A 21,809-nucleotide genomic window follows, 5' to 3' on the forward strand; every position below is an offset into this window, starting at 1 on the left:
ATCTTGCCCGTGTTTGTCACCCGATCTGCGCGACGACCGGTGCATGGTCCGACGGCTGGTCCCACTTGCGCGGCACTTTGTCCACTTCGCATGACGTGCAGGCTTCAGAGAGCGGCTTTGAAAGCAGGATATGGTCGATGCGCAGGCCCGCGTTGCGGCGAAACGCCATCATCCGGTAGTCCCACCACGAATAGATTTTTTCGGGCTGTTCGAATTGACGGAATGCGTCCACGAGACCCAGCTCGATCAGCCGCACGAACTCGGCGCGTTCTTCCGGCGAAACGAGGTTCTGGCCTTCCCACGCCTTGGGATCGTGCACGTCGCGGTCGTCCGGTGCGATGTTGTAGTCGCCGAGCAGCGCGAGCTTCGGATACAGCGCCATTTCGCTTGCGATCCAGTTGTGCAGCGCGGCGAGCCAGCGGAGCTTGTACGCGAATTTGTCGGTGCCGGGCGCCTGGCCGTTCGGGAAGTACGCAGAGATGATACGCACGCCCTCGACGGTCGCCGCGACCACGCGCTGCTGCAAGTCCTCAAAGCCGGGAATATTTCGCACGATGCTGCTTTCGTCCACATTCAGACCCTGGCGCACGAGAATGCCGACCCCGTTGTACGTCTTCTGGCCCGCGAACCAGCTGCGGTAGCCTTTCTCTTCGAGTTCGGCGCGCGGGAACTTCTCGTCGGGCAGCTTCAGTTCCTGAAGGCACAGCACGTCGGTGCCGCTGGTTTCCAGCCAGTCGATCACATGCTGTTGGCGGACTTTGAGGGAGTTGACGTTCCAGGTGGCGATTTTCACGGGAGATTCTCAAGCTGAATGGCGCAGGAGCCGTAGCTTACCAGCGCATACGGGGCAAAACGATTTTCGCGCGGCTCGAACCACGCGCAGCGAACCAAAATAAAAAGCCGATGCGCGACGCGCGCGGCGTATAGTGGGGATCACACTCACAGTTTGACTTACTCAGGCACTGGCGTGCAGCGGAGGGCATCATGGCTCAACTTTATCCTGATCTTTATAAGGACTTCGAAGTGCATCCGCTGGTTTTCTCGCGGGCGTTCGACAAGTTCGACGGTCACAAGCGGCACGCTGAAGGCTATGACGTCGCGGTGCGCGTGTGTCGTCCCGGCGCAATCAGCGGGTCAAAGGCGAGCCGCGTGTTTCGTCTCGTGCTGCCTGCAACGTTCTCCGATTTCGGCGTGGCCAAACGCAGCGCGAGCCAGTACGGCGCGGATATCATCGACGGCAAGATCGAGGGCGCGACTGTGCTGGATCTGTGAGTCACAGATGCTCCTTTTGCGCTTTCGTTCGTGCTTCGCTCTAATGAATCATGCGATTGTTGCGGGATCGTTTGACGTATAGCTAACATCTCTATACAATCCTTTTTCTCTGACGCGGGGTGGAGCAGTCTGGCAGCTCGTCGGGCTCATAACCCGAAGGTCACAGGTTCAAATCCTGTCCCCGCAACCAAGCATTGTTGAAAGCCCGCTGGCGCAAACCAGCGGGCTTTTTAACTTGTAGCACCGCAATTGTGGCGCTGCGATTGCGTTGAAATGCAATCGCGCGTCGTCCGGCACTACTGCGTTCCAATCGCCCACTCAACCGCCGCTTGCGCATGCAACGCCGTGGTATCGAAAACGCGCAGAACAGAATCTTCCGGCTTGATCAGCAACGTGATTTCGGTGCATCCGAGAATCACCGCTTGCGCACCGCGCGAAGCCAGCGATTCGATCACGTTTTGATACACCGCGCGCGATTCGCTGTTCACGTTGCCGTGACATAACTCGTCGTAAATGATGCGGTGTATGTCCGCGCGTTCTGCTTCTTCGGGCACCAAAGTCTCGAGTCCATAGCGCTCGTGCAGTCGGCCTGTGTAAAACGTCTGCTCCATCGTATAGCGCGTGCCGAGCAAGCCGACGCGCGCGACGCCCGCCGCGCGCAACGCGGTGCCGGTCGGATCGGCGATATGCAGAAACGGTACGTTGATCGCCTGCTCGATCGATTCATACACGCGATGCATCGTATTGGTGGCGAGCATCACCAGCTCGGCGCCGCCGCGTTCCAGTTGACGCGCCGCGTCGGCCATCCGCTCGCCGAGCGCGCTCCAGTCGCCCGCGCGCTGATCTGCTTCGATCGGCGCAAAGTCCACGGTCAGCATCAGGCTGCGTGCGTTGTGATGGCCGCCCAGGCGCGCCTTCGCATGGCGGTTGAGCAGCCTGTAATACTCGGCGGACGACTCCCAGCTCATTCCGCCAATCACTCCTATCGTCTTCATCTGCATGCTCCCGATCATTGCGTCTTGATGACTGAGCTGAGTATAGGTGCGCCGCGGTGCCCGCAGCCGGTACGGATTTCGCGGCACTCGCCGGTACGGCAAGCGGATTAAACGCCGAATAAGCGCAGATGAGACGCTAGATAAAACGCCGGATACAACCTGCGCATACTTTCTGGCGCCGATAGAATCGTCATCAGCCACAGCGCACGGACATACAGACAAGGAGGGAGAGATGGATCTGATCATCCGCCACGCGATGCTGCCGAAAAGCATCGCGCCGCAAGCCGGGCAGCCGCTCGACATCGGCATTGAAGCGGGGCGCATCGTTGCCGTGGAACCGAATCTCGCCGCCGCCGCGCGCGAGGAAATCGACGCTGCCGGCTCGCTCGTCACGCCGCCGTTCGTCGATCCGCATTTCCATATGGACGCGACGCTCTCGTATGGTTTGCCGCGCGTGAACGCGTCGGGCACGCTTCTCGAAGGCATTGCGTTGTGGGGCGAACTGAAGCCGCAACTTACGCAGGACGCGTTGATCGAACGCGCGATGCAGTACTGCGACTGGGCTGTCGCGCGCGGGCTGCTTGCAATCCGCAGTCACGTCGATGTGTGCGATCCGCGTCTGCTCGCTGTCGAGGCGCTCGTCGAAGTGAAGCGCCGCGTCGCGCCTTATCTCGATCTGCAACTGGTGGCATTTCCTCAGGACGGCGTGCTGCGCAGCCCAGGCGCTTTCGAGAACCTGAAGCGGTCGATCGCAATGGGCGTCGACGTGGTCGGCGGCATTCCGCATTTCGAACGCACCATGGCCGACGGCGCGCAGTCGGTGCGCATGCTGTGCGAGTATGCGGCGGAGCAGGGCCTGCGCGTGGACATGCATTGCGATGAATCGGACGACCCCATGTCGCGCCACATCGAAACGCTCGCGGCCGAGACGCAGCGTCTCGGCTTGCATGGGCGCGTCACCGGCTCGCATTTGACGTCGATGCATTCAATGGACAACTACTACGTGAGCAAGCTCTTGCCGCTCATGCGCGAATCGGGCGTGGCGGCCATCGCGAATCCGCTCATCAACATCACGTTACAGGGACGCAGCGACACGTATCCCAAGCGGCGCGGCATGACGCGCGTGCCGGAGATGATGGCGGCGGGTATCAACGTCGCCTTCGGCCACGATTGCGTGATGGATCCGTGGTACAGCCTGGGCTCGGGCGACATGCTCGAAGTCGCGCACATGGGCTTGCACGTCGCGCAGATGACAGGCGTCGAAGGCATGCACGCGTGTTTCGACGCGGTCACGGTGAACGCAGCGCGCATTCTCGGTCTGGAAGGCTATGGCGTCGCGCCCGGCTGCGCGGCCAATCTCGTGCTACTCGACGCGCGCGATCCCGTCGAAGCGATCCGTTTGCGCGCGGCGCGGCTGGCGGTGGTAAGCCGCGGCAAGGTGGTGAGCCGTGCACCGGCTGTGCGCGCGGCGCTGTCGCTCGAAGGGCGTCCCGCAGAGGTGGATTTCAAGCTGCATCGCGGTTGAGCGCGGCAGGTTTTAGCTAAAGAAAAGCCGGTGTCCGCTCGCGCGGAACACCGGCTTCTTTACATCGGCACTGATCGATGCGCCGAGGGTTTCCTCCGCGCATCGTGCGGCGTTTCAATGCGCCGCGGCGGGCGTCATGCCGTTGTGTCGCAACAAGGCGTCGATGTTCGGCTCACGTCCGCGGAACGCCTTGAACGATTCCATCGCCGGACGGCTGCCGCCCACTTCGAGAATCTCCTTGCGGTAACGCATGCCGGTTGTCTGGTCGAGCACGCTGCCGCTCGCTGCCTGCGCCGCTTCCTCGAATGCTGCGTAGGCGTCGGCGGACAGCACTTCGGCCCACTTGTAGCTGTAGTAGCCGGCCGCATAACCGCCGGCAAAAATATGGCTGAACGTGTTCGGCCAACGCGAGAACGGCGCCTGCGGCACGACATGAAAGCGCTCGTTGATCTCGCTTGCAAGTTCGGTCGCGTTCTTCGTGCCTGCTGCGTCGAAGCCGGTATGCAACTGCATGTCGAACATGGAAAACACGATCTGGCGCAACGTGCCGAGACCGCTCTGGAAATTCTTCGCGGCCAGCATCTTGTCGAACAGTTCACGCGGCAGCGGCTGAGCGGTTTCGACGTGCGACGTCATGTCCGAGAGCACATCCCACTCCCAGCAGAAGTTCTCCATGAATTGCGACGGCAGTTCGACCGCGTCCCATTCCACGCCGTTGATGCCCGAAACGCCGAGCTCGTCCACACGCGTAAGCATGTGATGCAGGCCATGCCCAAATTCGTGGAAAAGCGTGATGACTTCGTCGTGCGTGAAACAGGCCGGCTTGCCGCCGACCGGCGCAGAGAAGTTGCAGGTCAGATAAGCAACCGGCGTTTGCACGCCGCCATGGGTATGCTTGTGACGGCCGCGCGCGTCGTCCATCCAGGCGCCGCCGCGTTTGCCTTCGCGCGCATACAGGTCGAGATAGAACTGGGCGACGAGGCCGCCGTCCTGGTTCTCGACGCGGAAAAAGCGCACGTCCGGATGCCAGACGGCTGCTTCGTCGCGGCGGATGCGCACGCCGAAGAGCGTTTCCGTCACCTTGAACAGGCCTTTGAACACGGCGTCTTCAGGGAAATACTGTTTGACCTCGTTCTCTGAGAACGAATAGCGCTTCTGACGCAGACGTTCGGCGGCGAACGTCATGTCCCACGGTTGCAGATCGCTCAAGCCGAGTTCGCTCGAAGCGAATTCGCGCAACTCCTTCCAGTCCTGTTCCGCATGCGGTCGCGCACGCGTGGCGAGGTCTTCGAGAAAAGCCATGACCTGTTCCGGCGATTCGGCCATTTTAGGCGCGAGCGATACCTCGGCGAAATTCTTGTAGCCGAGCATATGCGCTTCTTCGGCACGCAGCTTCAACTGGTCGGCGAGCACCGACGTGTTGTCCCATTCGGGCTTGCCCTTGCCGTATTGCGGGCCCAATTCGGATGCGCGCGTCACATATGCGCGGTACATGGCTTCGCGCATCGGACGGTTTTCCGAGTACTGCATGACCGGGAAGTACGACGGGAAATGCAGCGTGAATTTGTAGCCGGTCTTGCCTTCGCGCTCGGCTGCTTCCTTCGCGGCCTCGATCACGTCTTCCGGCAGGCCGGCCAGTTCCGCCTCGTTGCCGGCTTCGACGAAATACGCGTAGGCGTTGGTCGCATCGAGCACGTGGTCCGAAAACGCTTTCGACAACGCTGCCTGACGTTCCTGCAACTCGGCGAAATGCGGCTTCTGGTCTTCGGGCAATTCCGCGCCGGACAAACGGAAATCGCGCAGCGCGTTGCCAAGAATTTTCTTGCGTTCGCTCGTCAGCGAGGCGAATTCATCGCTCGCGTTCAGCGTCTTGTACTTCTCGTAGAGCGCGAGATTCTGACCGACGCTCGACCAGAACTCGGTCACGCGCGGCAGATTTTCGCCATACACGGCGCGCAATTCGGGCGTGTCGGCGACGGCGTTCAGATGGCCCACGACGCTCCAGGCGCGCGACATCGGTTCGGTCGCGCGCTCGACGGGCTCGACGACATCGGCCCACGAAGCGGGCGTGATCGGCTGGGCGGCGCGCTCGACGGCGGCGGCCGCATCGGCGAGCAGCACGTCGAGTGCGGGCGTGACATGTTCGGGGCGGATGTCGCCAAAGCGCGGCAGGTCGGAGAAATCGAGGAGCGGATTGTCGTGATTCGAGACGGTAGTGGACATGAGGCTTCCTGTCTGACGCGGGTGAACGGGTAATCGGTACTTTAATCGGTGCTTGAGCCGCGTGCGCGCTGCGGCGGCTCGTGGCGGCTCATGGCGGTTATTACACCGCACATCAGCATTATTGGGGCGGGGCGCGCCGATTCCAATCGCCGGCACACAAATTAGCAGATGCGGCCGCCCATAGCGCTTTTGTGCGAAAACGAACGGTGCCAAATGGTGCCGCGCCGCATTCTGACGTGTCTATCGCGTTGCGACGCTTTTCAGCAGGAGAGGTACCGATGACCCCGCTTTCGCACGCTTTATCGCGCAAAGGCAACAATTTCGACCTCGTGCGGCTGCTGGCCGCCGTGGCCGTGGTGTATGGCCATTCGTATCTGCTGCAGTCCCCGGACGGCACGACCGACTGGGTCGAAAACGCGCTCGGTTTCGACGGTTTCGGCGCGCTCGGTGTGTACGCGTTTTTTTTGCTGAGCGGCATGCTGGTGACCGCGAGCTTCGACCGTCAACGCTCGGTGCCGCGCTTCGCCGTGCTGCGGATTGCCCGCCTGTGGCCGGCCGTGGCGCTTGGATCGCTCGTTACGGTCTTCATCGTCGGGCCGCTTTTCACGACTCTGCCGCTGCGTGAGTACTTCAGTTCGGGCATGACGTGGGCGAATCTGGACAACTTCTCGACCATCGTGATGAAAACCGGCTGGGCGCTGCCGGGCGTGTTCGAACACAACCGCTTTCCCGTCGATGTCTGCGGCCCGCTGTGGACGCTGCCGCTCGAAGTACGCTGCTACCTGATCGTGCTCGCAACCGGCTTACTCGGGTTGCTGTCGAGCGCGCGCGGCGTCACGCTCGCGGCGGCGCTCGGCATTGCCGCTTTCGTGCTGCGGGTGCATTTACCGCCGCATCTGACGCCGCATTCGCTGCCGCTCGTACAGATTGGCCTGCGCGACTTCACCGAGACGCCCGGCGGCTATTCGTTCTGGCCGGAGCCGTTCTTCATGCTTGGCATGCTGCTCTATGGCTTGCGGGAGCGGATCAGTATCGACGGCCTGACAGCGCTCGCATTCACCATGGTGTTCCTCGTGTTCCGCGACACGGCCGGCGCGCAGCCGCTGTTCTATCTGGCTTTTGTGTACGGCGTACTGTGGATCGGGACGACGCCGCTGTTGCGGCGGTTCGTGCCGCGCCATGACTACTCGTACGGAATTTATCTGTATGGCTTCATGGTGCAGCAATGCGTCGCGAATATCGCTCCGCAGTTGAGCCATGTGACGGCAGTGCTGATCGCCGCGCCGTTTATCCTGCTCTGCGCGGCTTTGTCGTGGCACTGCGTCGAGCGGCCGGTGCTGATGTGGTGCCGTGGGCGCCTCGCGCGCCGGCGGGCGCCGAGTCCCGACGGCGTGCCGGTGAGCGAGCAGGCTGTGCGCTAGAGCGTGTGGTGAATGTTTGGGGCGGTCAATCCAGGCTTGGAGTGACGGGTTTCGTTTACTGCGACGGCAACGCCGTGAGACGCGATGCGTGTGAGACAGACATTCGAAATGAGCGGGGCGGGGAGCAGGGCGAGGAGATGACGAGACGTCGGCTGGAAGCGACGCGAGGGTGGTCTTGAAGTGTGGCAGTAAGTGAGTCTGAAAGCGAGGCAGGAAGCAAGGCAGGAAGCGAAGCGGGAGGTCGGCTCGAACTGATGCGAGAGCCGACCTCCGAGTAGGGTACGAAGCGAGTTGAAAGCGCGGGGCAGGGCAACGCTCAGCGCTTTCTTTTTTACCTCAAGCGTGCCGCGCGGCCTCACGTTCCGCGGCTTCGATCGTGTTGACGAGCAACATCGTAATTGTCATCGGGCCGACGCCGCCCGGCACCGGCGTGATGTAGCCGGCCACTTCCTTGACGCCTGCAAAATCCACGTCACCGCACAGCTTGCCGGCTTCGTCGCGATTCATGCCGACGTCGATTACGGCCGCGCCCGGCTTCACCATGTCGGCGGTGAGAATGTTGCGCAGGCCGGTGGCGGCCACCACGATGTCGGCGTTGCGCGTATGCGCGGCCAGATCGCGCGTTTTGCTGTGACAGATCGTGACCGTGGCGCCCGCTTCGAGCAGCAACAGCGCCATGGGCTTGCCCACAATGTTCGAGCGTCCTATCACCACCGCGTTCGCGCCCTGAAGCGGAATGTCGTAAGCCGCAAACATCTTCATCACGCCGTACGGCGTGCACGGGCGAAACAGCGGCTGGCCGGTCAGCAATGCGCCGGCATTGGCGACGTGGAAACCGTCCACGTCTTTCTCGGGCGCGATCGCCTCGATCACCTTGTGGCTATCGATATGCGGCGGCAGCGGAAGCTGCACGAGAATGCCGTGAATGCGCGGATCGCGGTTCAGTTCGTCAATACGTTCGAGCAGTTCGGCTTCCGGCAGATCGGCCGGATAGCGGTCGAGCGATGAGCCGAGACCGTTGTCGTGGCAGGCCTTGACCTTGTTGCGCACATAGACTTCGCTTGCCGGATTGTCGCCGACCAGCACGACGGCAAGCCCCGGCTGATGGCCGCGAGCGGTGAGTGCGGCGGCGCGCGCGGCCACGTCGGCGCGCAGGGTCTTGGAAAGGGCGAGGCCGTCGATCAGTTTGGCAGTCATGGTCGGTCGAGAGGGACAGTATGGAAAGCGGAGCAGCGCGCGTGCCGCGCACCGTGGCGTTTTTCAGCGGGAACGGGTCGGCGCAAGAAAAGCACGTGACGCCAATCGGAGCTAGGCGCCGCTGCAAAGTCCGTCATTATACCGGCGTGCGCGGTCATGCCGATGACGTCCGATCGACGCGAGCGCTTGCCTTGACGAAGAAGTAGCGAGGAAGAACCGGCGAAAGGCCGGACTGGGTAGTCCGGCCGCTTGGGGGCCGTTTGGACCGACCGCGCCGACCGGGCCGCCGGGGCGACGGCCTTTCAGTTCGCGTTAAGCGCGGCAGCAGGCGCGCCTGAAGCACGCCGCCGGCGCTTATTGTGCCGCTTGCTGCGGTTTGTTCGACAACGCGAGTCGCAACAGATCGGCGACCGTGTTGACGTTCAGCTTTTCCATGATGTTCGCGCGGTGCGCTTCCACCGTCTTGATGCTGATGCCGAGGTCGTCGGCGATCTGCTTGTTCAGGCGGCCGGCAATGATCCGCTCCAGCACCTGATGTTCGCGGGCGGTGAGCTTGCCGAGACGCTCGGCGGCCGCGCGCTGCTGCTGCACGCTCGTGCTCTCGCTGCGCGCCTTGTCGAGCATGCGCTCGACGAGCTTGCGCAACTCGGCTTCGTCGAACGGCTTTTCGATGAAGTCCATCGCGCCTTTTTTCATCGTGGACACTGCCATCGGCACATCGCCATGACCTGTCACGAAGATGATCGGCAGCGACGCATTGTCGGCGATCAGGCGCTCCTGCAGTTCCAGTCCGCTCATGCCGGACATCCGCACATCGAGAATCAGGCAGGCTATCTGGCCCGGATGCTGATGCGGCTGCCATGCGTCGATGAATTGCTCGGCGCTCGAAAAGCACTGCACGCGGTAGCCGTTTGCCTCCAGCAGCCAGCGCAGCGAATCTCGCACGGCCTCGTCGTCGTCGACGACAAAGACAGTTTCCTGTGTGGTGACTGGGCTGTTCATAGCTCTCCCGTAACGGTTTGTGGTGTCGGCGCCTCTGACCCGCCGTTGCTCGGGCCGTCGGGCTCTCCAATAGGCAGACTGCAATGGAACGTGGCGCCCGTGATGTGGCCGTCTGACTCGACGTTGTTGACCACCCACAGACGGCCGCGGTGCGATTCGATAATCGAACGGCAAATGTTCAGCCCCATGCCCATACCATCGGACTTGGTGCTGTAAAACGGTTCGAACAGCCGCTCGGCCGTTGCTTCGTCGACGCCCGGACCCTGGTCGACGACGCTGATGCAGACAAAGCCGCTTTCCAGCCGCACGACCACGCGGATCACCGGATCGACCGCATTGGGCCGCGCTTCGGCCATCGCCTCGGCGCCGTTCTTGAGCAGGTTGACCAGCACCTGCTCGATCAGCACCGGGTCGACGTAAATGACGGGCAACCGCGAGCGCATGTCGGTGACGATGCGAATGCGCCGCTTGCGCACCTCGATCTCCGCGAGGCCCACCGCGTCTGCGACGATGTCCGCCACACGCGTAGCCTGACGCTTGGGCTCGCTGCGTTTCACGAACTCGCGAATCCGCTTGATGATCATGCCGGCGCGCACCGCCTGCTGGGCGGTCTTTTCGAGCACGGGCAGCAGGTTGTCCGGCGTCGTCCGACCGGATTTAACCAGTGCAACGGTTCCCGAGCAATAGTTATTGATCGCGGCGAGCGGCTGATTCAGTTCGTGCGCGAGCGACGAGGCCATTTCGCCCATGGTCATCAGCCGGCTCGTGAACTGCAGTTTTTCGTCCTGCTGGCGCGACAGTTCCTGCGCCTGCTTGCGCGTGGTGATGTCGGTTGCGATCTGCATCTGCGCAAGGTGGCCGTCCACCCATTGAATGTACTGGCGGCGCACTTCGAACCATTTCTGGATGCTTTGCACATAGATTTCCTGCGCGTCGGCCGTGCTCTCCGTCAACGCGGCGGCAGGCAGTCCGGCGTAGGTATCCACCATATCGATCGAATCCGACGACGCCTGTGCGCTATCGAACCCGCCGCCCGCCAATTCCAGGTGGCCGTCCGGGCGGATCCCGAACAGGTGCCGGTAGTAGCGGTTGGCGAACAGCAGTTCGGCTTCATCGGCGGCGAGCACCGAGACAGCGGCGTCGAGGCTCTCCAGCACGGTCGTGAAGCGCTCGTGTGCGGCGGCAAGTTCTTCACGCGCGCGCTTGGGTTCGGTGATGTCGGTCATCGACGACATCCAGCCGGTCTGGCGGCCCGAACTGTCGATGAGCGGCGATACGTAGAGGCGCGCGTGGAACGTGGAGCCGTCTTTGCGGCGCACGCGCAATTCGAAGCCCGAGGAGGGCGCCTTGCCGCGCAGCGTCATGTCGAGCTGACGCTGCATCTCCGGATAAGCGTCGCGCGGCCAGTAAGCGAACGGTGCGGTCTTGCCCACCAGGTCGCTTTCGTCCCAGCCGGTCATCCGGCAAAACGCCGGATTCACGTGTGTGATGCGGCCGTGCATGTCGAGCACCCGCATGCCGATCAGCACGGAATTTTCCATCGCACGACGGAAAAACGCTTCGGCGTAAAGCGCCTGTTGCGCCTCGAAACGCTGCCGCGTGTGTTTCCACAAACTCCACAGACTCCACAGCACGAAACACGACAGACCCGCCACCAGCCACACGAGTGTGTTGTTGGTGAAATTGGTCATTTGCGGGAACGCATAGACGCGCACCGAGACACCCTGGCCCGGCGGGTCGAGCGGCAGGTCGTAGAACATGTCGCGCGGCAGGCGCGGGCGCGTGGACGTGGTGGTCAGCTCGCGGTTGTTCGCGTCGATGATCGAAATCTTGTACTTGGCCGACAGCTCGGGCGGGATGTCGTGCTTCAGAATGCCTTCGACCGAAAACACGGCGGCAATCGAGCCGAGAAATTCGCGGTCGCGATAGACCGGTGTTTGCAACGTGATGTAGCCGTTGCCGAGGTCGTCGTAGATGAGCGGCGAGTAGACCTGGCGGCGCGTGCTGCGCGCCTCGGTAAAGGCGGCTTTCACTGCCTCGTCCATCTGGGTGTCGTTAGGCTTCGCGAGCCGCTGGCCGAATACCGGCAGCGCCGTGCTGGGCCAGCGCGGCTGCTGCTGGCTCGTGTACCAGTTCATGTAGAGGATCTCGGGATGCCCCTGCATGATGTCCGTGGTGGACACCTGGAACGACTGCGGATCGGCGTGACCCGCCACGAGGTCGCGGGCGAGAGCCTGGATCTGTTCTTGCGCGCCCGTCATGGACAGGCGGATCTGTTGCTGGGCCCATGCAACGTTACGGTAGAGCGTGTCTTCCTGTTGCTGCTGCTCGCGCCGGTTCAGGCTCCAAAGAATCAGGCTCATGACGACCAGGAAAACCAGGATCGACAGGAGCGGCGTCAGCAAATAGGAATTCGACCACCATGGTCCATGGTGCCAGCGGGAGGACGGCGTCGAATCCGTCGGCGAACCGGCGGTGCGCGCCGAGCGAGCGAAAAGCCGTTCGGTCAACATGCGTGGCATTGTAGCGCAGCGCGTACTTCCCAAATGGCGCAAAAAATCACGGAAAGTGCCGTTAATCGGCGCACACTAGCTCGCGTATCCGTCAAAAGGCAGTCAAATCAGGTTGCGCCGCAACAATTTTCCGCATTATGAGAATCGATCTCGTAATTCGAAAATTTTGTTGCGTGGACGTCGGGACCCTTATTACAATCGGCCGAAGCTGCCGCGGCCGTGCTTCGTCCGCGTCGTCTGTCCAAAGAGCGTTCCTCTATATCCAGGAGACGAGCATGTCCGCTGTACCCGACGAAGTCATGAAATATGTCGCCGCTGAGAAAGACGACGATCCCCAGGAAACCGGCGAATGGCTCGAAGCGCTGGATGGCGTGATTTCTGCTGTTGGCCCCGACCGTGCCCACTACCTGATCGAGAAGCAGATCGAGTTTGCCCGCGTGCATGGCGAACATCTGCCGTTCTCCGCCAACACCCCGTACATCAACACGATTCCGGTCACGCGTCAGGCGAAGATTCCCGGCGACCAGGACATCGAACACCGCATCCGTTCGTACACGCGCTGGAACGCCATTGCCATGGTGCTGCGCGCCGGCAAGGACACCAATGTCGGCGGCCACATCGCGTCGTTCGCGTCGGCGGCCACGCTGTATGACGTCGGCTTCAACCATTTCTGGCATGCGCCGTCCCCCGAACACGGCGGCGATCTCGTGTTCGTGCAGGGCCACTCGTCGCCGGGTGTGTACTCGCGCGCGTTCCTGCTCGGCCGTCTGACCGAACAGCAGCTCGACAACTTCCGCCAGGAAGTGGGCGGCGAGGGTATCTCGTCGTATCCGCACCCGTGGCTGATGCCCGACTTCTGGCAATTCCCGACCGTTTCGATGGGCCTTGGCCCGATCATGGCGATCTACCAGGCGCGCTTCATGAAGTACATGCAGGCGCGCGGCATCGCTAAGACCGAAGGCCGCAAGGTGTGGGCTTTCCTCGGCGACGGCGAAACGGACGAACCGGAATCGCTCGGCGCGATCGGCATGGCCGGCCGCGAACGGCTCGACAACCTCGTGTTCGTGATCAACTGCAACCTGCAGCGCCTCGACGGTCCGGTGCGCGGTAACGGCAAGATCATCCAGGAACTGGAAAGCGAATTCCGCGGCGCGGGCTGGAACGTCATCAAGGTCGTGTGGGGCAGCCGTTGGGACGCACTGTTCCAGCGCGACAAGTCGGGCGCGCTGATGCGCCGCATGATGGAAGTCGTGGACGGCGAATATCAGACGTACAAGTCGGAGTCGGGCGCGTTCGTCCGCGAGCACTTCTTCAATACGCCGGAACTGAAGGCGCTGGTCGCCGACTGGTCGGACGAAGACGTGTGGAATCTGAACCGCGGCGGCCATGACCCGCACAAGATTTACGCGGCGTTTTCCGAAGCCACCCAGACGAAAGGCCAGCCGACCGTCATTCTTGCGAAGACGATCAAGGGCTACGGCATGGGCGAAGCCGGCCAGGCCATGAACATCACCCACCAGCAGAAGAAAATGCAGGTGGAGCAGCTGAAGAAATTCCGCGACCAGTTCCGTCTGCCGATCGCCGACGAAGACCTGGTGAACGTTCCGTACCTCAAGTTCGAAGAAGGTTCGAAGGAACTCGAGTACATGCGTGCCCGCCGTCAGGAACTCGGCGGTTATCTGCCGGCGCGCCGTCAGAAGGCCGAATCGCTGCCGGTGCCGGACCTGTCGGCATTCGAGCCGCTGCTGAAGGGCACGGGCGAAGGCCGCGAGATTTCCACGACGATGGCGTTCGTGCGCATTCTCAACATCCTGCTGAAGGACAAGGCGCTCGGCAAACGCATCGTGCCGATCGTGCCCGACGAGTCGCGTACGTTCGGTATGGAAGGCCTGTTCCGTCAGATCGGTATCTGGAATCAGGATGGCCAGAAGTACATTCCGGAAGATTCCGACCAGCTGATGTTCTACCGCGAGTCGGAAACCGGTCAGATTCTGCAGGAAGGTATCAACGAAGCCGGCGGCATGTCGGACTGGATCGCAGCCGCGACGTCGTACTCGACGCACGGCGAGATCATGATCCCGTTCTACATCTTCTATTCGATGTTCGGCTTCCAGCGCATCGGCGACCTCGCATGGGCCGCTGGCGACATGCGCTCGCGCGGCTTCCTGCTGGGCGGAACCGCGGGCCGCACGACGCTGAACGGCGAAGGTCTGCAACACGAAGACGGCCACTCGCTGCTGTGGGCCGCTTCGGTGCCGAACTGCATCAGCTACGACCCGACGTTCGGTTACGAACTGGCGGTCATCATGCAGGACGGCCTGCGCCGCATGGTCGCTGATCAGGAAGACGTGTACTACTACATCACGGTGATGAACGAGAACTACGAGCACCCGGCGATCCCGCAGGGCGAGAGCGTAGCGGCCGACATCATCAAGGGTATGTACGCGTTCCGCAAGGCCGAAGCCGACAGCAAGGCGCCGCGCGTGCAGCTGATGGGCGCGGGCACGATCTTCAACGAAGTGATCGCCGCCGCCGACCTGCTGAAGAACGACTGGGGCGTCGCCGCCGATCTGTGGAGCGTGCCGAGCTTCACCGAACTCGCGCGCGAAGGCCACGAAGTGCAGCGCTGGAACCTGCTGCATCCGACCGAAGTGAAGAAAGTCTCGCACGTCGAGAAGCTCCTGAAGGACGCGCCTGGTCCGGTGATTGCCTCCACCGACTACGTGCGCGCGCTGACCGAGCAGATTCGCGCATTCGTGCCGCAACGTTTCGTCGTGCTGGGCACGGACGGTTACGGCCGTTCGGACACGCGCGAAAAGCTGCGCCACTTCTTCGAAGTCGACCGCTACTGGGTCACGGTGGCCGCGTTGAACGCACTGGCAGACGAGGGCACGATCGAACGTAAGGTCGTCGCCGAGGCGCTCAAGAAATACAACCTTGATCCCGCCAAACCCAACCCGATGACCGTCTAAGGCATCATTCCCCGTGTGCCACGGCGTGCGCGCCTGTTCCTGATCGTCAGGGGCAGGTGCGTGCGCGGCCCAGGAGACACTAACAATGAGTCAAGCGATCGAAGTCAAGGTGCCGGACATCGGCGATTACAAGGACATTCCTGTGATCGAGGTGCTGGTCAAGGCGGGTGATACCGTCGAAAAAGAGCAATCGCTCGTCACGCTGGAGTCCGACAAGGCGACCATGGACGTGCCGAGTTCGGCCGCCGGCGTCGTCAAGGAAGTGAAGGTCAAGGTCGGCGACAACGTGTCGGAAGGTTCGCTGATCGTCGTGCTGGACGGCGCCGGAGGCGGCGCGGCTGCTCCGGCGCCCGCTGCTGCTCCTGCCCCCGCCGCGGCTCCTGCCCCCGCCGCGGCTCCTGCTGCCGCTCCTGCGCCCGCACCTGCACCGGCCGCAGCGCCCGCTGCTACCGGCGGCGGCCTGCAGGATGTCAAGGTGCCCGATATCGGCGACTACAAAGACATTCCCGTGATCGAAGTCGCGGTGAAGGTCGGCGATCGCGTCGAGAAAGAGCAGTCGCTCGTCACGCTCGAATCCGACAAGGCGACGATGGACGTGCCCAGCTCGGCCGCCGGCGTCGTCAAGGAAGTGAAGGTCAAGGTCGGCGATACCGTCTCCGAAGGCTCGGTCATCGTCGTGGTGGAAGCCGAAGGCGCCGCCGCGGCACCCGCTCCGGCACCCGCAGCAGCACCGAAGCAGCAAACCGAAAAGCCGTCGGACGCGCCGGTTACGCCGTCGCCCGCTCCGGCTTCGCCGTCCGCACTCGCACAAGCGCCGGTGATTCCGGCCGGCGAGGGCGGCGCACGGCATCCGAGCCACGCTTCGCCGTCGGTGCGCAAGTTCGCGCGCGAACTCGGTGTGGATGTGACGCAGGTGCAGGGCACGGGTCCGAAAGGCCGCATTACGCAAGCTGACGTGACTGCGTTCATCAAGGGCGTCATGACGGGCCAGCGCGCAGCGCCGGCCGGTGCAGCCGCGCCCGCGGCGGCCGGCGGCGGCGAGTTGAATCTGCTGCCGTGGCCGAAGATCGACTTCACGAAGTTCGGTCCGGTCGACCCGAAGCCGCTCTCGCGCATCAAGAAGATTTCCGGTGCGAACCTGCATCGCAACTGGGTCATGATTCCGCACGTCACGAACAACGACGAAGCGGACATCACCGAACTGGAAGCGCTGCGCGTGCAGTTGAACAAGGAAAACGAAAAGGCCGGCGTGAAGATCACGATGCTGGCGTTCGTGATCAAGGCTGTCGTGTCGGCCCTGAAGAAATTCCCGACGTTCAACGCGAGCCTCGACGGCGACAACCTCGTGTTCAAGCAGTACTACCACGTGGGTTTTGCTGCCGACACGCCGAACGGTCTCGTGGTTCCGGTGATTCGCGACGCGGACAAGAAGGGTCTCGTCGAAATCGCAAAGGAAATGACCGACCTGTCGAAGGCGGCGCGCGAAGGCAAGCTGAAGCCGGACCAGATGCAAGGCGGATGCTTCTCGATCTCGTCGCTGGGCGGTATTGGCGGCACGAACTTCACGCCGATCATCAATGCGCCCGAAGTTGCGATTCTCGGCTTGTCGCGTGGCGCGATGAAGCCGGTGTGGGACGGCAAGCAGTTCGTACCTAAGCTGATGCTGCCGCTGTCGCTGTCTTACGACCACCGCGTGATCGATGGGGCCGAAGCTGCGCGCTTCAATGCGTATCTTGGGGCGCTTCTTGCCGATTTCCGGCGTGTGATTCTTTGATTGTGATGTTGCGCGAGGCGCTGGTCTTTTCCTTGATCCGCGTCTCCCTGTAGAACCTGCTTTCGCGTCGGTGCATTAGCGTCGCCCTTGTGCAGGGCGGCGCCTGCTTTCCTCCGTATTTCAGAGAAAAGCAGCCAGACGAATGGCGCGTTTTCACCTGACGGTGCAGGTTCCTCGTTCATCACAGTCAATAAGAGAAGGGGACACTATGAGTCTCGTCGAAGTAAAAGTGCCGGATATCGGTGACTTCAAAGACGTCGATGTCATCGAAGTCAACATCAAACCGGGCGACGTCATCGAGAACGAACAGGCGCTGATGACGCTCGAGTCCGACAAGGCTTCCATTGAAGTGCCGAGTGACACAGCCGGTACCGTCAAGGAAGTCCGCGTCAAGGCTGGCGACAAAGTTTCGCAAGGCACGATCATCGCGCTCGTCGAAACGTCGGCGGACGCGGCGCCCGCGAAAGATGCGCCCAAGGCTCCGGCCAAGGAACCCGAGAAGGCGCCGACTGAAGCGAAGCCTCAAGCCGCCGCGCCCGCGCCGCAAGCCGGCAGTTTCTCCGGCAGCGCGGACATCGAATGCGACATGCTCGTGCTCGGCTCGGGCCCTGGCGGCTATTCCGCCGCGTTCCGGTCGGCCGACCTCGGCATGAAAACGGTGCTCGTCGAGCGCTACGCAACGCTTGGCGGCGTTTGTCTGAACGTCGGCTGTATTCCGTCCAAAGCGCTGCTGCACACCGCGCTCGTGATCGACGAAGCGGAAGCGCTCGGCGCTCATGGCATCACGTTCGCAAAGCCGCAGATCGATCTGGACAAGCTGCGCGACTTCAAGTCGGGCGTCGTCAAAAAGTTGACGGGCGGCCTCGCTGGCATGGCCAAGATGCGCAAGGTCGAAGTCGTGACCGGGACCGGCTCTTTTGTCGATCCGAATCACATGGAAGTGCAGACCGAAGGCGGCAAGAAGGTTGTGAAGTTCAAGCAGGCGATCATCGCTGCGGGCTCGGAAGCGGTGAAGCTGCCGTTTATTCCGGAAGATCCGCGGGTGGTGGATTCGACCGGCGCGCTCGAACTGCGCCAGATTCCGCAGCGGATGCTGGTGATCGGCGGCGGCATTATTGGCCTGGAAATGGCGACCGTGTACGCCACGCTCGGCGCGAAAATCGACGTCGTCGAAATGCTCGACGGTCTGATGGCAGGCGCCGACCGTGATCTCGTCAAGGTCTGGGAGAAGTACAACAGCAAGCGTTTCGCGAACGTCATGCTGAAGACCAAGACCACCGCGGCAGAGGCCAAAGACGACGGCATCTACGTGTCGTTCGAAGGCGAGAAGGCCCCGCCCGAAGCACAACGCTACGACCTGGTGCTGGTGGCAGTCGGCCGCTCGCCGAATGGCAAGAAGATCGGTGCGGACAAGGCGGGCGTGACGGTGACGGACCGCGGTTTCATCGACGTGGACAAGCAGATGCGCACGAATGTGCCGCACATCTTCGCGATCGGCGATATCGTCGGCCAGCCGATGCTCGCGCATAAAGCGGTGCACGAAGGCCACGTTGCTGCCGAAGCGGCTCATGGCGAGAAGGCGTACTTCGACGCGCTGCAGATTCCTTCGGTGGCCTACACCGACCCGGAAGTCGCTTGGGCCGGCAAGACGGAAGACCAGTTGAAGGCCGAAGGCGTCAAGTACGGCAAGGCAGTATTCCCGTGGGCCGCTTCGGGCCGCGCGATTGCCAACGGACGCGACGAGGGCTTCACGAAGCTGCTGTTCGACGAGGAAACGCATCGCGTGATCGGCGGCGGAATTGTCGGTCTGAATGCAGGCGACCTGATCAGCGAGGTGTGTCTCGCGATCGAAATGGGCGCGGATGCCACCGACATTGGCAAGACGATTCACCCGCATCCCACCCTCGGCGAATCGATCGGCATGGCCGCGGAACTCTACGAAGGCGTGTGTACGGACTTGCCGCCGCAGAAAAAGAAGTAATGCGCACGGTACATCCGCATTCGTGCGGATCGTGCTGAGGAAAAAAACGGCGCGCCCTTTGCGGGGCGCGCCGTTTTGATTTGGGACAGCGAGCGGGATAGGTTTGCTGCCGGATCGCACCCCAGCAGGATGGTGACGCCGCGCAAAAAAATCCCGGCGCTTCGCCGGGCAAACGATACGTCAATCAACGTATCGGAGCGTTCGGCCAATTCAAACCGTGTGAGCGGCAACGGCACGACGCTGTTGCTTGCAGAAGCGCCGGCGCAGCGGTGAGCTGAGCCGGCGCAAATAACGCCTTCAAGTCACGCTCCCGGGTAAGCCCGAGGAGCGAGGCCCGAACGTTAGACCGGCTTCTTGGCCGAGCGCGATGCTTGCGCTGCGGCTTGCGAAGCTGCCTTCGACGCGGCCGTAGCGGCTGCGTTGAAGTTGCTTTCGGCGATTTCGACAGCTTGCTTCGTGGCCTTGTGAACCGTTTCGTACGTGGTGTTGGCGGCGGTGATGGCCGACTTGATCACGGCGACGGCGGTTTCCGAACCGGCCGGTGCATTGCGCGCGACGTTTTCGACGAGCGACTGAACCTTGCGGTTCTGCTCTTCGAATTGCGCTTCGGCTACGCGGGCGAACTCGCCTTGCGTTGCCGAGACGATTTCGTACACGTGACGGCCATACGACAGCGCCTTTTCAGCGACCGGCTGTGCGAGGCTTGCTTGCAGTGCCAGCAGTTCTTGCGCGTCTTTGACGGACAGCGCGCGCTGGGCATTTTCCTGGCTTTCCGCGAGCGTCGATTTCACGACTTGCAGGTTCAGTTCAACCAGCTTTTCGACGCCTTCGAATGCCTTGGTCGTCAGGCCGAACAGCGTTTCGAAATTAGCTTTCTGGGCTGCAGCGAATTGCTCGGGGGTCAGCAAAGTCATGGTTTACGCTCCTGGATCGCGGCCCATCTTTGCAGACCGCATTGGGTGGTGGCGAGACGCACAGATCGTCTGCCCGGACCGCGATGAATTGTGCATCGCAGCAATGGATCCTATTTTAAGATGCCGCCAGCGAATGTCAAGCGGTTTTTGTGCATTGCACAATTTTAAGAAACCACTTAGAAAACAATAGGTTATGCGCTGGGCATGACAAGCGCGTGATGCGGTCGAATTGACCGTTGCACTGAGCTGGTGCGGCGATTTTTCGGTAGTTAGTTCCGGAAAATGCCCGCTTTTATGCGCTAGTTGTGCGTCGCAAAGCGGGTGGAGCGCAGGGTTGTCATTTAACAAAATATCGCCGCGCAAGCGAATCGATGTAAACCATAAAGTGTCACGGAACGTTAATCGTTGATGCCGGTCGAATGCGCGTCCTTCGATTTGCAGCGGACACTTAACATCGCGCAGGCGCCGCGCATTCAAAGCGTCGCGCGAGGCGTTGCGGCGTTGGTTACGCGGCGCTCGTGTTTCCCCTCATCAAGGTTGTCTCGAAATTGCCGTTATGCTTCAAGGATCACGCCCTTTTTGAGCGGAACGGCGATGGCGGGGCTCGGCGTCCCGATCGTTTTTTTCGATCGAGGCGCGGCACTTATTTGTATTTTTGCGATCGGAGCTTACAAGCCGGTTTAAGGAGCGCCCATAAGTGCTTCAAATTGCTAAATTTTCGTTGTTTTACTACACTTGCGGAAATCTCTCGCCGCTCCTCATAGAACACCCATGAAAACCGACATGTTTTCGTCGCTAAAAGTGATCCACGGCGCGGCGCGCAGCACCGCGCTGTCGGTGGCCGCCTCCATGGTCCTCGCGGCCGCGCTTGGCGCCCCGGTGAGCACTTTTGCCGCTACGCCAGCTGCATCTGCAAAAACCTCGAAACACGCAAAAGCCGCGACCAAGCCGGCTGCCACCGCCAAGGTGTCCAGCAAGTCGGCTAAAGCCGGCAAAGCCGCGGTGGCGAAGACCGCAGCCGTCGACGACGACGCGCCCCGCGCGAGCGTCAAGCGCAAGCGTGTGACTTATACGTCGAACGGACGTCATCGCTCCGTAGTGCGGCGCGTCGCATATGAGCCGCGGCAGCCTACCGTTGGCCAGGCATTCGGGCTGCACGAAACGCCGGACGCGCTGATGCTGCGCTCGAGCGTCGCGTACGTGGTCGATCAGAACACGGGCGAACCGCTCTTCGACAAGAATTCGCGCGCCGTGGTGCCGATTGCGTCCATCACCAAGTTGATGACGGCCATGGTCGTGCTCGATTCGAAAGAACCGATGACCGATCAGCTCGAAGTCACCGACGAAGACCGCGACTACGAAAAGAACACTGGCTCGCGCCTGTCCGTGGGCTCGGTGCTCTCGCGTGAAGACATGCTGCACATTGCGCTGATGGCGTCGGAAAACCGCGCGGCTGCAGCGCTTTCGCGTTACTTCCCCGGTGGCCGCCCGGCGTTTCTCGCGGCCATGAACGCGAAGGCGCGGCAACTCGGCATGACCGACACGCACTTCGAGAATCCGACGGGTTTGACGAGCCAGAATGTGTCGAGCGCGCGCGATCTCGTGAAGATGGTCAACGCGGCATATCAATATCCGCTGATCCGCAGGTTCTCAACGGATCACAGTTATGAGGTCTACACCGGCAAGCGCACGCTGGCCTACAACAGCACTAACGCACTCGTGCGTAACCCGACCTGGGACATCGGTCTCCAGAAGACGGGTTTCATCAACGAAGCAGGCGAATGCCTCGTGATGCAAGCCAACATTCATGGCCGTCCGATGGTACTGGTGCTGCTCGATTCGTCGGGCAAGTACTCGCGTTTCGCCGATGCGACGCGGCTGCGCACGTGGCTCGACAACGGCGGCGACCAGGCGCGTATCACGAGCGCTGACGCCGGCGGTCCCGGCACCTGAGCTGTTCGCGCACGGCCGGCTTGCCGGCCAGCCGCTTGAAGTTAAAAAGCCCCGCACTTCTGCGGGG

14 protein-coding genes and 1 tRNA gene are annotated in these 21,809 nt (G+C 62.0%); 8 read left to right on the top strand and 7 right to left on the bottom strand.

All coding sequences use genetic code 11. From position 1 onward, the window contains the following. Positions 1 to 16 precede the first annotated feature (16 nt). On the bottom strand, positions 17 to 793 hold the full coding sequence (gene xth, locus H281_RS0102325; protein ID WP_020065481.1) for an exodeoxyribonuclease III: 777 nt from the start codon (positions 791 to 793) through the stop codon (positions 17 to 19). 191 nt (positions 794 to 984) lie between these two features. Between xth and H281_RS0102330 the strand changes: the two genes are divergently transcribed. Beyond that, a complete protein-coding gene (locus H281_RS0102330; RefSeq protein WP_020065482.1) occupies positions 985 to 1,272 on the top strand; it encodes a hypothetical protein in 288 nt (95 codons plus the stop codon). 113 nt (positions 1,273 to 1,385) lie between these two features. Next, positions 1,386 to 1,462, top strand: a tRNA-Met gene (locus H281_RS0102335). A 106-nt stretch (positions 1,463 to 1,568) separates the two neighbouring features. On the opposite strand, the gene H281_RS0102340 is transcribed toward H281_RS0102335, so the two are convergent. Beyond that, positions 1,569 to 2,267, bottom strand: coding sequence for an aspartate/glutamate racemase family protein (locus tag H281_RS0102340; protein ID WP_027804225.1), 699 nt, complete (start codon positions 2,265 to 2,267; stop codon positions 1,569 to 1,571). 232 nt (positions 2,268 to 2,499) lie between these two features. On the opposite strand from H281_RS0102340, the gene H281_RS0102345 reads away from it, so the two are divergent. Continuing rightward, positions 2,500 to 3,792 (top strand): amidohydrolase family protein, encoded by a 1,293-nt coding sequence (locus tag H281_RS0102345; protein ID WP_020065484.1) that lies wholly within the window; start codon positions 2,500 to 2,502, stop codon positions 3,790 to 3,792. 114 nt (positions 3,793 to 3,906) lie between these two features. Here H281_RS0102345 and H281_RS0102350 read toward each other — a convergent pair whose 3' ends face one another. After that, positions 3,907 to 6,015, bottom strand: coding sequence for a M3 family metallopeptidase (locus H281_RS0102350; protein ID WP_020065485.1), 2,109 nt, complete (start codon positions 6,013 to 6,015; stop codon positions 3,907 to 3,909). 278 nt (positions 6,016 to 6,293) lie between these two features. Here H281_RS0102350 and H281_RS0102355 point away from each other — a divergent pair, with 278 nt between their 5' ends. Further along, on the top strand, positions 6,294 to 7,436 hold the full coding sequence (locus tag H281_RS0102355; protein WP_020065486.1) for an acyltransferase family protein: 1,143 nt from the start codon (positions 6,294 to 6,296) through the stop codon (positions 7,434 to 7,436). Between the two features lie 336 nt (positions 7,437 to 7,772). Here H281_RS0102355 and folD read toward each other — a convergent pair whose 3' ends face one another. From folD to fixL, 3 genes are all read right to left on the bottom strand, one after another. Then, the gene (gene folD / locus H281_RS0102360) at positions 7,773 to 8,633 is read right to left on the bottom strand and encodes a bifunctional methylenetetrahydrofolate dehydrogenase/methenyltetrahydrofolate cyclohydrolase FolD (protein WP_020065487.1); all 861 of its coding nucleotides are present in this window, start codon (positions 8,631 to 8,633) and stop codon (positions 7,773 to 7,775) included. A gap of 354 nt (positions 8,634 to 8,987) precedes the next feature. Next, positions 8,988 to 9,635, bottom strand: a complete 648-nt coding sequence (gene fixJ, locus H281_RS0102370; protein WP_020065489.1) for an oxygen response regulator transcription factor FixJ — start codon at positions 9,633 to 9,635, stop codon at positions 8,988 to 8,990. After that, positions 9,632 to 12,148 (bottom strand): oxygen sensor histidine kinase FixL, encoded by a 2,517-nt coding sequence (gene fixL, locus H281_RS0102375; RefSeq protein ID WP_033379390.1) that lies wholly within the window; start codon positions 12,146 to 12,148, stop codon positions 9,632 to 9,634. Before fixL ends, fixJ begins: the two co-directional genes overlap by 4 nt. Positions 12,149 to 12,423: 275 nt before the next feature. Here fixL and aceE point away from each other — a divergent pair, with 275 nt between their 5' ends. From aceE to lpdA, 3 genes are all read left to right on the top strand, one after another. After that, positions 12,424 to 15,120 carry a pyruvate dehydrogenase (acetyl-transferring), homodimeric type gene (gene aceE / locus H281_RS0102380; protein WP_020065491.1) on the top strand — a complete coding sequence of 899 codons (2,697 nt, stop codon included), beginning with the start codon at positions 12,424 to 12,426 and terminating at the stop codon, positions 15,118 to 15,120. An 85-nt stretch (positions 15,121 to 15,205) separates the two neighbouring features. Continuing rightward, entirely contained in the window at positions 15,206 to 16,894 is a 1,689-nt protein-coding gene (aceF, locus tag H281_RS0102385; protein ID WP_020065492.1) for a dihydrolipoyllysine-residue acetyltransferase, read from the top strand. Positions 16,895 to 17,102: 208 nt separating this feature from the next. Next, positions 17,103 to 18,875 carry a dihydrolipoyl dehydrogenase gene (gene lpdA / locus H281_RS0102390; RefSeq protein ID WP_020065493.1) on the top strand — a complete coding sequence of 591 codons (1,773 nt, stop codon included), beginning with the start codon at positions 17,103 to 17,105 and terminating at the stop codon, positions 18,873 to 18,875. A 341-nt stretch (positions 18,876 to 19,216) separates the two neighbouring features. Here the strand turns inward: lpdA and H281_RS0102400 are convergent, their stop codons facing one another. After that, positions 19,217 to 19,789, bottom strand: a complete 573-nt coding sequence (locus tag H281_RS0102400) for a phasin family protein (RefSeq protein WP_020065495.1) — start codon at positions 19,787 to 19,789, stop codon at positions 19,217 to 19,219. Between the two features lie 771 nt (positions 19,790 to 20,560). Between H281_RS0102400 and pbpG the strand changes: the two genes are divergently transcribed. Then, the gene (pbpG, locus tag H281_RS0102410) at positions 20,561 to 21,742 is read left to right on the top strand and encodes a D-alanyl-D-alanine endopeptidase (RefSeq protein ID WP_020065497.1); all 1,182 of its coding nucleotides are present in this window, start codon (positions 20,561 to 20,563) and stop codon (positions 21,740 to 21,742) included. Positions 21,743 to 21,809: the final 67 nt, after the last annotated feature.

Source organism: Paraburkholderia caledonica, from assembly GCF_000383275.1.
Lineage (GTDB): Bacteria > Pseudomonadota > Gammaproteobacteria > Burkholderiales > Burkholderiaceae > Paraburkholderia > Paraburkholderia caledonica.